Source organism: Ruegeria sp. HKCCA4812 (genome assembly GCF_013034245.1).
In the GTDB taxonomy this organism is placed as follows: Bacteria; Pseudomonadota; Alphaproteobacteria; order Rhodobacterales; family Rhodobacteraceae; genus Ruegeria.
On record NZ_WQFQ01000001.1, the window covers coordinates 965,862 to 979,784 of the forward strand.

10 protein-coding genes and 3 tRNA genes are annotated in these 13,923 nt (G+C 57.5%); 7 read left to right on the plus strand and 6 right to left on the minus strand.

Annotation, left to right across the window (positions count from 1 at the left end):
* Positions 1-55: 55 nt before the first annotated feature.
* A complete protein-coding gene (locus GOW04_RS04865) occupies positions 56-907 on the minus strand; it encodes a class I SAM-dependent methyltransferase (protein ID WP_171231701.1) in 852 nt (283 codons plus the stop codon).
* Positions 908-1,044: 137 nt separating this feature from the next.
* Between GOW04_RS04865 and GOW04_RS04870 the strand changes: the two genes are divergently transcribed.
* The 5 genes from GOW04_RS04870 (at position 1,045) to GOW04_RS04890 (ending at position 5,603) form a co-directional block, all read left to right on the plus strand.
* Positions 1,045-2,160, plus strand: a complete 1,116-nt coding sequence (locus GOW04_RS04870; RefSeq protein ID WP_171231702.1) for a carboxylate-amine ligase — start codon at positions 1,045-1,047, stop codon at positions 2,158-2,160.
* Positions 2,161-2,272: 112 nt separating this feature from the next.
* Positions 2,273-3,415 (plus strand): acyl-CoA dehydrogenase family protein, encoded by a 1,143-nt coding sequence (locus GOW04_RS04875; protein WP_171231703.1) that lies wholly within the window; start codon positions 2,273-2,275, stop codon positions 3,413-3,415.
* A 7-nt stretch (positions 3,416-3,422) separates the two neighbouring features.
* A complete protein-coding gene (locus GOW04_RS04880; protein ID WP_171231704.1) occupies positions 3,423-4,463 on the plus strand; it encodes an enoyl-CoA hydratase/isomerase family protein in 1,041 nt (346 codons plus the stop codon).
* Between the two features lie 3 nt (positions 4,464-4,466).
* Positions 4,467-5,339, plus strand: a complete 873-nt coding sequence (gene mmsB, locus GOW04_RS04885; RefSeq protein ID WP_171231705.1) for a 3-hydroxyisobutyrate dehydrogenase — start codon at positions 4,467-4,469, stop codon at positions 5,337-5,339.
* Positions 5,340-5,411: 72 nt separating this feature from the next.
* Positions 5,412-5,603, plus strand: a complete 192-nt coding sequence (locus GOW04_RS04890) for a DUF2892 domain-containing protein (protein ID WP_171168325.1) — start codon at positions 5,412-5,414, stop codon at positions 5,601-5,603.
* Between the two features lie 37 nt (positions 5,604-5,640).
* Here GOW04_RS04890 and uvrA read toward each other — a convergent pair whose 3' ends face one another.
* From uvrA to GOW04_RS04905, 3 genes are all read right to left on the minus strand, one after another.
* Positions 5,641-8,499 (minus strand): excinuclease ABC subunit UvrA, encoded by a 2,859-nt coding sequence (gene uvrA, locus GOW04_RS04895; protein ID WP_152457857.1) that lies wholly within the window; start codon positions 8,497-8,499, stop codon positions 5,641-5,643.
* Between the two features lie 177 nt (positions 8,500-8,676).
* Positions 8,677-8,753: transfer RNA gene (locus tag GOW04_RS04900), tRNA-Asp, on the minus strand.
* A 44-nt stretch (positions 8,754-8,797) separates the two neighbouring features.
* Positions 8,798-8,874: transfer RNA gene (locus GOW04_RS04905), tRNA-Asp, on the minus strand.
* A 180-nt stretch (positions 8,875-9,054) separates the two neighbouring features.
* Between GOW04_RS04905 and GOW04_RS04910 the strand changes: the two genes are divergently transcribed.
* A tRNA-Val gene (locus tag GOW04_RS04910) sits at positions 9,055-9,129 on the plus strand.
* A 112-nt stretch (positions 9,130-9,241) separates the two neighbouring features.
* Positions 9,242-10,828: an APC family permease gene (locus GOW04_RS04915; RefSeq protein ID WP_171231706.1), complete on the plus strand. Its 1,587-nt coding sequence runs from the start codon at positions 9,242-9,244 to the stop codon at positions 10,826-10,828.
* A gap of 44 nt (positions 10,829-10,872) precedes the next feature.
* Here the strand turns inward: GOW04_RS04915 and lon are convergent, their stop codons facing one another.
* Together lon and GOW04_RS04925 are read right to left on the minus strand one after the other, a co-directional pair.
* Positions 10,873-13,281 (minus strand): endopeptidase La, encoded by a 2,409-nt coding sequence (lon, locus tag GOW04_RS04920; RefSeq protein WP_171231707.1) that lies wholly within the window; start codon positions 13,279-13,281, stop codon positions 10,873-10,875.
* Positions 13,282-13,504: 223 nt separating this feature from the next.
* Positions 13,505-13,912 carry a DUF6636 domain-containing protein gene (locus GOW04_RS04925; protein WP_171231708.1) on the minus strand — a complete coding sequence of 136 codons (408 nt, stop codon included), beginning with the start codon at positions 13,910-13,912 and terminating at the stop codon, positions 13,505-13,507.
* Positions 13,913-13,923: the final 11 nt, after the last annotated feature.

Genomic DNA, 13,923 nt, shown 5'->3' on the forward strand with positions numbered 1-13,923 from the left:
CCAGCGTGTTATGGAAAGGGTTACGGACCTTTTACCGCAATGGATCACTTTGGTTTCAGTTTTCTTTGAGCTGCACCCAGATGCTTTGCGCCCGCCCCTCGGCCAGGAACGGCAAGGCAACAACGGCATCAGGCCGATCCTGTTGCAGGTAATATCCCGGCCAAAGCATTGAATACGCGCCAGATTGCAGCAAGCTGTGCAATACGTACTGCTCTCCCCAGCCCGGGCAATCATAGAAGAAGCGCTTGGGATATTCGTAGGGCAAAAAAACATCGTGAACGTGGATCACCACCCCGGGGTTCAGCGACGGTATAATGCGGCAGAACAGATGGGCGACGTCATTGCTCATCCGCACGACATGGCTGGAGTCGATGAACAGAATGTCTCCGGCCTCCAGCTCTGCGAACAGTGCCGGGTCTGTTTCTTCAAGACGTTTTTGTTCGAACCGGTCGACCACATGGGCGATATCGGCGCGTGGGTACGGATCAACCGCGGTAATGGTGGTATCCAGATTGCTATCGATGATTGCCTGACGGGTCACACGGGTGGAATTGCCGCAACCGACCTCGATCACGCGTTTGGGCTGAAAACGGCGGATCATCAGATACAACGCATCCGCATCCGGGCTGTCATAGTAACCATTGCCCGTACGATAACCGGTCTGGTTGCGTGCGGGATCTTTCAGCGCCTCCAGGGCGGCTTTGTGACGCTCGTATTCCGCCACAAGTTGAGAGATGTCGAACCCTTCCATCCCTGGCGACAACGCATAGGCGGGGCGCGTCAACCCACCCGCCGCTTCGAAGGCTTCCAGCCGCGCCCGTTCATCCTGTTCCGCAACTCTGTCGACCAGTTTCACCCCCAATTCTTCAAGGGCGGCGTTGATCTTCGGGAATTTTCTGGGTTTCAAGGCGCTGGCTCCGCGATCTGTGATGCAATGTTCCTTACCGTTGCGAACCGTTTCTCTGCAAGGGCAAGCCTGTCAAACCCTTGGCAAAACGTAAATTTCCGTATTCACTGATGGGACTGACAACTGCGAGGGGCCCCATGCAGCAGGAATTTACACTCGGGATCGAAGAAGAATACCTGTTGGTGGATCGTGACAGCCTGCAATTGTCCGAAGCCCCCGAAGCGCTGATGGCGGCCTGCCAAAGCGATTTCGAAGGTCAGGTCAGCCCCGAGTTCCTGCAATGTCAGATAGAGGTTGGAACCAGACCGCACGCCACGGTCGCTTCGGCGCGCGAAGACCTGAAGCGGCTGCGGTCATGCGTGTCGAAACGGGCTGCTGAATACAACCTGTCCCCTATCGCCGTCTCGTGCCACCCTTTTGCCAACTGGAAGGATCAACACCACACGCGGAAAGAACGCTATGACGCGCTGCAACATGCATTGGGCGGCGTTGCCCGGCGGATGCTGATCTGCGGGATGCATGTACATGTCGGGGTCGAGGACCCTGCCTTGCGTGCCGATCTGATGCCGCAACTGTCATACTTTCTTCCTCATCTTCTGGCGTTGTCCACATCTTCGCCCTATTGGAACGGCGAGGATACCGGCCTGTCTTCATACCGGCTGACGGTGTTCGACAACCTGCCCCGCACCGGGCTGCCACCCGTGTTCGCCAGCTGGGGCGAGTACGAACGGAACACAGGCATTCTGGTCGAGCTTGGGGTCATCGAAGACACCACCAAGATTTGGTGGGATCTACGCCCCTCACATCGTTTCCCAACTTTGGAAACGCGGATCATGGATGTTCAACCCCGTCTGGAACACACTTTGTCGTTGGCCGCACTGGTTCAGGCATTGACCCGGATGCTGTGCCGTCTGAAAGACCGCAACCTGCGCTGGAGGCAATATGATCGTTTCCTGATCGGTGAAAACCGCTGGCGCGCACAGCGCTACGGAGTGGGCGAAGGGCTGATCGATTTCGGCGACCGTTCGGTCAAGCCCATGTCTGAACTGATCGGCGACCTCATGGGGTTGTTGGCAGAAGACTCCGAAGCACTTGGCACGATGACCGAGCTTGCACGGCTCAGGCAGATTGCTGAAAACGGCACTTCCGCCACGCGCCAACGCCGTATTCATGCCGAGGCATCAGCGCGCGGTGATGATCCCGGCCAAGCCGTCGTGCGCCACCTGATCGAGGAATTTCACGCCGATCTCTGAACGTTTCCGGCTTGTGACCCGTTTCAACCGACTCATTGTTGCGCCTGCAAAATTTCTGTAAGAATTCAGAAATAAACAACCGTTCAATTCAATGCCGACGGGAGGGAGCGTCATGGATTTCGCACTCAGCGAGGAGCAAACAGCCATATTCGACATGGCGCACGCGTTCGGGCAGGAAAACATCGCCCCCTTTGCGCGCCAGTGGGAGGTGGACGGAACCATTCCCAAAACCCTGTGGCCCCAGATAGGCGAGCTTGGTTTCGGCGCGCTGTACGTATCCGAGGAAAGCGGAGGGTCAAATCTGACCCGCTTGGATGCCACGCTGGTTTTCGAGGCGCTGTCGATGGCCTGCCCCTCGGTCGCCGCCTTCCTGTCGATCCACAACATGTGCGCCAAGATGTTGGACAATTTCGCAGATGATGACCTAAAGGCGCGCATTATGCCGGATGTTCTGAGCCTGAATACGGTTCTGAGCTATTGCCTGACGGAACCCGGTTCCGGCTCTGACGCGGCGGCCTTGAAAACCCGCGCCGAACGCACCAACGAAGGATATACGTTGAACGGTACCAAGGCGTTCATTTCGGGCGGTGGCTATTCGGATGCCTATGTTTGCATGGTACGCACCGGTCAGGACGGGCCCAAGGGGATCTCGACCGTCTATGTCGAGGACGGCACGCCGGGGCTCAGCTTTGGGGCGCTGGAACAGAAAATGGGCTGGAAAAGCCAACCCACTGCGCAGGTTCAGTTCGACGACTGCAAAATTCCCGCAGGCAACCTGGTGGGCGCCGAAGGCGACGGCTTCAAATACGCGATGATGGGCCTCGATGGCGGGCGGCTCAATATCGCGGCCTGTTCTCTTGGGGCTGCTCAGGCCGGGCTGGATATGACCCTGCAATACATGTCCGAGCGCAAGGCGTTCGGCCAATCCATCGATCAGTTCCAGGCCCTTCAGTTCCGTCTGGCGGATATGGAGATCGAAATGCAGGCTGCACGCACCTTCCTGCGTCAGGCGGCGTGGAAACTGGACAACGGCGCGCCCGATGCCACGAAATTCTGTGCCATGGCGAAGAAATTCGTAACCGAAACCGGGTCGAAAGTGGTGGATCAGTGCCTGCAACTGCATGGCGGGTACGGATATCTTGCGGATTACGGCATCGAAAAGCTTGTGCGCGATCTTCGCGTGCATCAGATTTTGGAAGGCACGAACGAGATTATGCGCGTGATCGTCGCGCGCCAACTGCTCGCCAATCGCTGAGGCCCCGATGTCAGACATTGAAATCCGCACCACAGGCCGTGCCGGTCGCATCACCCTGACCCGCCCCCATGCGCTGAACGCGTTGAGCTATGACATGTGCATGGCCATCGACACGGCGATGCGCAACTGGCGGGAAGACGATGCCGTTGACCTGATCGTTCTGGACGCTGAAGGAGAAAAAGCCTTTTGTGCAGGGGGTGACATTGCCGAACTTTATGAAACGGGCACCAAGGGCAATTATGCGTATGGTCAGAAGTTCTGGCGTGATGAATATCGTCTGAATGCCCTTATCTTCGAATATCCCAAACCAGTCATCAGTTTTCTTCAGGGGTTTACCATGGGCGGGGGTGTCGGCATCGGCTGCCATGGCAGCCACCGTGTCGTCGGAGAAAGCTCCAGGATTGCCATGCCCGAATGCTCGATTGGCTTGATTCCGGATGTCGGCGGGTCATTGATGCTGGCCCTTGCACCAGGGCGACTGGGCGAATTCCTGGGGACCACGGGCTTCAGGATGGGGCCTGCGGACGCGATCTTTGCGGGGTTTGCCGACCATTTCATCCCCCAGTCGCAATGGTCTGACCTGATCGAAATTCTGGAAGCGTCTGGAAATGCCGAACTGGTGGCCGAACATTCCGAAACGCCACCCAATGGTGAATTGGCAGGGGCGCTGACGGATATCGACAATCATTTTTCCGTTGAAACTCTGGGCGACATCCTGATCAGCCTGCGCAATGACGGTCAGGAATTTGCAGACAAAACTCTGGAAAAAATAACGAAAAACGCACCGCTTTCCGTGGCCTGCACGATCGAGATGCTGCACCGTCTGCGTGGCCCCTCGCTTACCATGCGGCGCGCGTTGGAAATGGAATACCGTTTTACCCACCGGGCGATGGAGCATGGTGACTTTCTGGAAGGTATCCGCGCGCAGATCATAGACAAAGACCGCAACCCGAACTGGCAGTTTTCCGATATGGACGTCCCCCTGGTGGCCGTCTCGAAAATGTTGCAGCCATTGGGTGCGGACACCCTGACATTCGAGGAGGACTGAGAGATGCAGATCGGGTTCATAGGGCTGGGAAACATGGGGGCACCCATGGCGGCCAATCTGGCAAAGGCCGGCCATCAGGTTCTCGGATTCGACACGGCCGGCGTTGCCGTTGACGGGGTGACTCAAGCCGGTACCGCGACCGAAGCCGTCGCTTCTGCCGATGCAGTCATAACCATGCTGCCGAATGGCGCCATCCTGCGGGCCGTTGCAGATCAGATCATTCCCACCATGGCAAAGGGTGCCGTGCTGATCGATTGCTCGACAGTTGACGTGGACAGCGCGCGCGCAGTCGCGGAACAGGCCAGCGGCGCCGGTCTGCTGTTCGTGGACGCTCCGGTTTCGGGGGGTGTCGGCGGCGCGGCAGGTGGCACCCTGACATTCATGGCCGGCGGGTCAGACGACGCATTTGCAAAGGCGGCTCCTCTGTTCGACATCATGGGGCAGAAAGCGGTTCACTGCGGCGAAGCCGGAGCCGGCCAGGCCGCCAAGATCTGCAACAACATGATCCTCGGCGTGACCATGATCGCCACGTGCGAAGCCTTTGCCCTAGCCGACAAACTGGGTCTGGACCGCCAAAAGATGTTCGATGTGGTCAGCACCTCATCGGGGTACAGCTGGACGATGAACGCCTATTGCCCTGCCCCGGGCGTTGGCCCGCAAAGCCCAGCCGACAATGGCTATACTCCTGGATTTGCAGCCGAGTTGATGCTGAAGGACCTGCGCCTCAGCCAACAGGCCGCATCCAGTGCGGATGCGGATACACCTATGGGACAGGCCGCGACTGCACTTTACGAACAATTCGTCGAAAACGAGGACGGTCTGGGCCGCGATTTCAGCGCCATGCTGCCTCGGTTTGAAAAGCGTGGGCGAAGTTGATCCAAGTCATATTCCGCCCACGGAATGTTTGATACCCAAAGGGTGCAACCTTTTGGAAAGGATTCTTACGTGATGACCAAAAACATGGGTGGGCTCGACAAATCGCTTCGGATCGCATTAGGCGCCGCGCTTATTCTGGGCGCCCTGTTGGGATACGGAACCTGGATGTGGATCGGCATCGTGCCGTTGGTCACCGGTCTGCTGAATTCATGCCCGATATACTCGGTGTTGGGCATCAGCACCTGCCCAACCAAGAAAAATTGACTGGGAAGGCGGTGGAGTGAAGGCAGCCTGAAGCCGCCTACTCCGCCGCCACCCGATCCGGGTTGAGCATGGTTTTCAGATACCTACCGGTATGGCTGCGTTCGACTTGAGCGATCTCTTCGGGTGCTCCGACGGCTACGATCTCACCACCGCCGTCGCCGCCTTCAGGCCCGATGTCGATGATATGGTCGGCGGTTTTCACCACGTCCAGATTGTGTTCGATCACCACGACGGTATTGCCCTGATCGACCAATTCATGCAGCACTTCCAACAGCTTGCGTACATCTTCGAAATGCAGACCCGTGGTCGGTTCGTCCAGAATATAGAGCGTCCGCCCGGTTGATCGTTTCGACAGTTCCTTGGACAGTTTGACACGCTGCGCCTCACCACCCGACAGCGTGGTCGCCTGTTGACCCACCTTGATATAGCCAAGACCAACGCGGGCCAGCGCATCCATCTTGTCGCGGATCGATGGCACGGCCTTGAAGAATTCCTGCGCGTCTTCCACCGTCATATCAAGCACATCCGCAATGGATTTGCCCTTGAACTTGATCTCGAGCGTCTCGCGATTGTACCGCGCGCCCTTGCAGGTTTCGCAGGTGACATAGACGTCGGGAAGGAAGTGCATCTCGATCTTGATGACGCCGTCCCCCTGACAGGCCTCACAGCGGCCGCCCTTCACGTTGAAGCTGAAACGGCCCGGCTTGTATCCCCGCGCTTTCGCCTCGGGCAGCCCGGCGAACCAGTCTCGGATCGGAGTGAAGGCCCCGGTATAGGTTGCCGGATTCGACCGCGGAGTCCGCCCGATCGGGCGTTGATCGATATCGATGACCTTGTCCAGATGCTCCAAACCCTTGATTGTCTCACACGGCGCAGGCGTCTGCCGCGCGCCATTCAGGCGCATCGAGGCGGTCTTGAACAACGTCTCAATCGTCAGGGTCGACTTACCGCCGCCAGATACACCCGTGACACAAACAAACTTGCCCAAAGGAAATTCGGCCGTCACGTTCTTGAGGTTGTTGCCCGAAGCCTTTACCACCGTTACCTTTTTCTTGTTCCCCTTGCGCCGCTCGGCGGGCACCGGAATCTCGCGTACGCCCGACAGGTACTGCCCCGTGATCGAGGCCGCATCCGCTGCGATCTGCTCGGGCGTGCCGTGGCTGACCACCTGCCCGCCGTGCACGCCCGCACCGGGGCCGATGTCGAACACATAATCGGCTTCGCGGATGGCTTCCTCGTCATGTTCGACGACGATCACGGTGTTGCCCTGATCCCGCAGATTCTTGAGCGTACCAAGCAACCGGTCATTGTCACGCTGGTGCAAGCCGATCGAGGGCTCGTCCAATACATAAAGCACCCCGGTCAGGCCCGATCCGATCTGGCTTGCCAAACGGATACGCTGACTTTCGCCGCCTGACAGGGTTCCACTTGAACGAGATAGCGTAAGGTATTCCAAACCAACATTATTCAGGAAACCCAGCCGCTCGCGGATTTCCTTCAGAATCGCCCGGGCGATCTCATTCTTCTGAGCGCTCAGATGGTTCGGAGCATCCTCGATCCAGGCAAGCGCTTCGCGGATGGACATTTGCACCACCTGACCGACATGCAGCCCCGCAATCTTCACGGCCAAGGCTTCGGCGCGCAGACGATACCCTTCGCAGGTGCCGCACGGGCGGTTGTTTTGGTACCGTTCGAATTCCTCGCGTATCCACGCGCTATCCGTTTCGCGATAACGCCGTTCCATATTCGGAATCACGCCTTCGAAGCTGCGTGTCACCTGGTACACCCGTCCGCCCTCGTCATAGCGGAACTGGATCTCCTCATCGCCCGAGCCCCGCAGGAACACCTGCTGCACTTTGCTGGGCAGGTCTTTCCAAGGCGTGTTCTTGTCAAACTCATAATGACGCGCGATGGCCTCGATGGTCTGAAGGAAATACGGCGACTTGCCTTTCCTCCATGGTGCCAGGGCCCCGTCATACAGTTTCAGCGTCTGATCCGGCACCACGAGACGCTCGTCAAAGAACAGCTCGACCCCCAAGCCGTCACAATCCGGGCAGGCTCCGAATGGCGCATTGAACGAAAACAGGCGCGGTTCAATCTCCGGGATGGTGAAACCGCTGACCGGGCAGGCGAAGTTTTCGCTGAAGGTAATCCGTTCCGGCTCTCCTTCTCGTGGGGCCGTTTCCAGAATCGCGATTCCGTCCGCCAGATCCAGAGCGGTGCGCAGGCTATCGGCCAAACGCGTTTCCATGCCTTCACGAACAACCAGGCGGTCGACCACAACGTCAATATCGTGACGGAACTTCTTGTCCAATGTCGGGGGCTGATCCAGCTCATGGAACTCACCATCCACCTTCACGCGCTGGAACCCCTGCTTGCGCAGTTCCAGAAATTCCTTCCGGTACTCACCTTTGCGGTCGCGCACGATCGGAGCCAGCAGATAACCCCGCGTGCCCTCCTCCATCGCCATGATGCGGTCGACCATGTCCTGTACCTGTTGCGCCTCGATCGGCTGGCCGGTGGCCGGGCTGTACGGCGTACCTGCGCGGGCGAACAACAGACGTAGATAGTCATAGATCTCGGTTACGGTTCCCACAGTCGAGCGCGGGTTCTTCGAGGTCGTTTTCTGTTCAATGGAGATCGCCGGAGACAGTCCACTGATATGGTCAACATCGGGCTTTTCCATCATGTCGAGAAACTGCCGCGCATAGGCGGACAGGCTTTCGACATAACGGCGTTGACCTTCGGCATAAATCGTGTCGAACGCCAGCGACGACTTGCCCGAACCGGACAGCCCGGTGATCACCACCAACTGATCCCGAGGGATGTCGACATCGATGCCTTTGAGGTTGTGCTCGCGCGCGCCGCGCACCTCTATATTCTTCAGCTCAGCCATTTCCGGCCCCCAACAAACAAGTGGTTTAGAGATAGGCGAGCTTGCCCGAGTCTCCAACAGAAAAGTTAGAACATTTAGTGAACGTACAGGTTTTCGCCGACCAAATCAAACGATGGGCATGGAATCGAACAGCTCGATGCCTGGCTATCTGGCGGATCCATGATCTTGAGGAGAAAATGGCGCGGTTGACGGGGCTCGAACCCGCGACCCCCGGCGTGACAGGCCGGTACTCTAACCAACTGAGCTACAACCGCGCATCTATTTCATGGCCTTTGCCCTGGACCAAGGTTGGCAGCGATGGCGCGGTTGACGGGGCTCGAACCCGCGACCCCCGGCGTGACAGGCCGGTACTCTAACCAACTGAGCTACAACCGCCCGCTGCATGTTCATTGCTGAACGTTTGGGTGTATTATGGCCACGGTCGGGCAGCGTCAAGCGGCGTTTTGCAGTTTTTTGTCAGAATCCAGTTTTTTGTTTGCCCGCTGTTTTTTGCCCGCGCGAATTGTTCAATTTCCCTTGCAGCGCACCCCCGCGGAAGATATGACCGCATGTCATGGGTGATTAGCTCAGTGGTAGAGCGCTTCGTTCACATCGAAGATGTCAGGAGTTCAAATCTCTTATCACCCACCATCCCTTTTTCGGATTTTCGCTTGGAATCAGCGGGCTTGCCATGTCGCGCGTTCGGCGGCTATCTTGCCCTATTTGGCCCGATTAAAGGCCACACACAAAGGCTGAGGTCACCATGACGGGGTTAAAGCGCGACATTGGCCTTCTGGGACTGACCTTCATTTCAGTCGGAGGAATCATCGGCTCGGGCTGGTTATTCGGCCCCCTTCTGGCCGTTCAGCATGCAGGGCCTGCGGCCACGATCTCGTGGATAGTCGGCGCGGTTGCCATGTTCATATTGGCCATCACCTTCGCAGAGATTTCCGCCATGCTGCCCATTCCCGGAGGGATCGCGCGCGTGCCTCAGTTTTCGCATGGCAACATCGTATCGATGGCCATGGGATGGACCGCCTGGATCGGCTACAACACCACAGCGCCAATCGAAGTCGAGGCCATGCTGAAGTACCTGGCGCCGTATGCGCCCTGGCTGCATACGGCCGAGACAGGTGATTTGACCGGGGCGGGTATTTTCGTTGCGCTGGTTTTCATGCTGCTGTTCGTCGCGGTGAATGCGCTTGGGGTCAAGTTCTTCACGCGCGTCAATGCTGCGCTGACCTGGGCCAAGATCGCCATACCAGTTGTCCTGTCCATTCTGCTTGTCGCAAGCCGGTTCAACTTCGAGAACTTCACCCAACCGGATGGTTTTGCGCCCTACGGCGCGCAGGGTATCATGGCCGCCGTTTCCACCGGGGGCGTTATTTTTTCATTCATCGGCTTTCGCCATGTGGTTGATATGGCTGGCGAAGTTCGAAATCCAAAATTTGCAATTCCGGCCGCATTGGTGTTGTCGATTGTTCTTTGCGCCGTCATCTACCTTGGCTTGCAAGTGGCCTTCATCGGTGCGCTGGACCCATCCATGCTGTCCAAAGGATGGGCACAGTTGAGCTTTGGTGGCGAAGGACCACTGGACGCTATCATCATGTCTGTCGGGCTAGTCTGGTTTCTGAGCCTTCTGAATGTCGGATCCGTGATAGGCCCCTTTGGAAACGGGCTGGTCGCAACCGGGTCGAACGCCCGTATCGCTCTCGCCCTTTCAAAAAACAGTTTCCTGCCCAAACGGTTGCAGGTTTTGTCGTCATTCGGGGTTCCGCTGTGGGCGCTGGGGCTGAACTTTCTGATCGGAACGGTTTTCCTGCTGACAGTACCCTTTACCACCGTCATTGCCCTGAACGGTGCGGCCATCGTCTTGTCATTTGCCGTCGGGCCCATAGCCGTGGTTTGCCTGCGAAACCTTATGCCAGATCATCCCAGATCGATCCGAATACCGGCCGTGCGACTTGTCGCGCTGTCCGCTTTCGCCATCGCCACGCTGATCGTCTATTGGAGCGGATGGGACACGGTCTGGCGGCTTGGCATCGCGCTGATTGTCGGGAAAGCTCTGTTGCTGATCCGGTTCCGAGGACGTTTGGACGAAATGGACGTTACCGAGGCCCTGTGGCTTGTGCCTTATTTCTCAGGTCTTGGGCTGATCTCATTCCTTGGGCAATTCGGAGCCGGTTCGTTGAAGCAGATCCCGTTTGGGTGGGACCTTCTGCTTTGCATCCTGTTTTCGTCGATCATTTTCGTTCTTGCCGTCCGCTCGGCGCTGCCAGAAAAAAAATTCAATGAATACATAGCAGAAGAAGAAATACTTGATCCAAAGCAACCCGTCATTGGATTGTAAAAAAGGCAGGGCATTCGCCCCGCCTTTTCATTCGCTCAATCTGCTTAGTGTGCCGTGGCCGATGGCCCAGTCGCCTCTGACGAGGCTGCGGCGGCTGCCGCGGCCTCCTCGGCGGCTTCGTCCCATTCAACCGGCTCCGGTGTACGAACCAGAGAATGCGCAAGAACCTCCGAGACGTGCTTGACCGGGATGATCTTCAAGCCATCCTTCACATTGTCCGGGATATCCGCCAGGTCCTTTTCGTTTTCCTCTGGGATCAGGACCGTCTTGATACCACCGCGCAACGCAGCCAGCAGTTTCTCCTTCAAGCCGCCAATCGGCATTGCGTTCCCGCGCAACGAAACCTCGCCCGTCATGGCGATATCCTTGCGAACAGGAATGCCCGACAGAACCGATACGATCGATGTCACCATCGCCAGACCCGCTGACGGACCATCCTTGGGCGTTGCGCCATCCGGCACGTGCACATGGATGTCGATCTTGTCGAACTGAGGCGGTTTGACTCCGATCTTGGGAGAAATCGACCGCACATATGACGACGCCGCATCGATGGATTCTTTCATCACATCGCCCAGCTTGCCTGTCGTCTTCATCCGACCTTTGCCGGGAAGCTTCAGCGCCTCGATATGCAGCAGATCGCCCCCGACCGAGGTCCAGGCCAAACCGGTCACGACACCGACCTGATCGTCCTGTTCGGCCAGACCGTAACGGAACTTTGGCACGCCCAGGAATTCATCCAGGTTTTCAGGCGTGACCGTAACGGTTTCCGCCTCTTTCTTGATGATCTTGGTCAGCGCTTTCCGTGCCACCTTGGCGATTTCGCGCTCGAGGTTCCGCACACCGGCCTCCCGGGTATAGGTGCGGATTATCTTTTGCAGCGCCTCATCGGTCAGCTCAAATTCCTTGGTTTTCAGACCATGGTTTTTGACCTGCTTGGCGATCAGGTGCTGTTTGGCGATCTCGCGCTTTTCATCCTCGGTATAGCCGGCCAGTGGGATGATCTCCATCCGGTCCAGCAACGGCCCGGGCATGTTATAGCTGTTGGACGTGGTCAGGAACATCACGTTCGACAGGTCATATTCGACCTCAAGATAGTGATCCATGAACGTGTTGTTCTGTTCCGGGTCCAACACCTCGAGCATCGCCGAGGCCGGGTCACCACGGAAGTCCTGCCCCATCTTGTCGATTTCATCGAGCAGGATGAGCGGGTTCGTGGTTTTCGCCTTTTTCAGCGCCTGGATGATCTTGCCAGGCATCGAACCGATATAGGTCCGGCGGTGGCCGCGGATCTCGGATTCGTCGCGCACCCCACCCAAGCTAATGCGAATGAACTCGCGCCCCGTGGCCTTGGCGACGGATTTACCCAAGCTGGTCTTGCCCACGCCCGGAGGGCCGACAAGGCACAGGATCGGGCCTTTCAGCTTTTTCGAACGCTGCTGAACGGCGAGATATTCGACGATCCGCTCCTTGACCTTTTCAAGGCCATAGTGATCGGCGTCCAGTATATCCTGCGCACGACCCAGATCCTTTTTGACGCGGGATTTGGTGCCCCACGGCAAAGACAGAATCCAGTCCAGATAATTGCGCACCACGGTTGCTTCGGCTGACATGGGCGACATGTTCTTGAGCTTCTTCAGCTCGCCTTCCGCCTTCTCGCGCGCTTCCTTCGACAGCTTGGTCTCGGCGATCTTGGCTTCCAGTTCGGCGATCTCGTTCGCGCCGTCCTCGCCATCGCCAAGCTCTTTCTGAATGGCCTTCATCTGCTCATTCAGATAATACTCGCGCTGGGTCTTCTCCATCTGGGATTTGACGCGGGTCTTGATCTTTTTCTCGACTTGCAGAACCGACATTTCGCCCTGCATCAGGCCATAGACTTTTTCAAGCCGCTCGCTGACGCTGAGCGTTTCCAGCAGGTCCTGCTTTTGTTCGACCTCGATGCCCAGATGGCCCGACACAAGGTCGGCCAGCTTTGCCGGCTCGGTGGTTTCACCCACAGCCGTCAGCGCTTCTTCGGGGATGTTCTTGCGCACCTTGGCATAGCGCTCGAACTCGTCCGCGACGGTGCGCAACAGGGCTTCGGTCGTGGTGACGTCACCCGGGATTTCGGTCAGATATTCCGCCCGCGCCTCGAAAAACTCTTCGTTTTCAAGAAACTCGGTGATCTGCACGCGCGCCTGCCCTTCGACAAGCACCTTGACTGTGCCGTCGGGCAGTTTCAGCAGCTGCAACACATTGGCCAGAACACCGGACTGGTAAATACCGTTCTCATCCGGGTCGTCGACGCTGGGGTCGATCTGACTGGACAGCAGAATTTGTTTGTCATCCTGCATCACCTCTTCCAGCGCGCGGACCGATTTGTCTCGGCCCACGAAAAGCGGCACGATCATATGTGGGAACACCACGATATCGCGCAGCGGCAGGACGGGGTATGAGGAATTCAGAGGCTCTTGCATGCTCTATCCTTATCATTGGCAAGATGGCGCTTGTCCCTCATCGAGGCAACATCCGGCCATCTCCTGTCTTGGACGATAAAGGTGGGGCCTCATCGCCCTTTTTCAACCTTATCGCCATGTATCGTGTCGCAGCATGAACCGAGGTTTTCGGGACTGCAAGATGTCCCGGGAACATATCCACCGAAATTAGTGTAGCATGCATATGCAATGCGCAACTTCGGGGTCAGAACACCTGCTGCACCGCCCGGGACAGAAAAAACCCGTGGCCATCCAGGTTGCGACATTCCAGACCTTTCGTGGAGGAGGTACAGGTAAATCCTCCGAACCGACCGGTTACACCGTATTCCGCACGGTCAAATCCGTCCCGGCTCCGGTTCAGTGGCTGGCACAGCAATTCCACGGGACCGGTGTCGAACATCTGAAAATCATGCCCCCAGTCAGATTGGCAGTTCGCGGGGCGCGGCAACGCCGGAGGGCCGTATCTTTCTATGATCGTACACCGAATGTCCGAGGACTCGGGGCTTTCCCCCACCGAACACTGAATGTTTTCGGATGGGGTTTCAAAGGTCCAGACGTCAGCAACGGAAGGGGATGCGCAAAAAATGACTGCGCCGAGGAAAAAGCGGAACATCAAAAATTCTC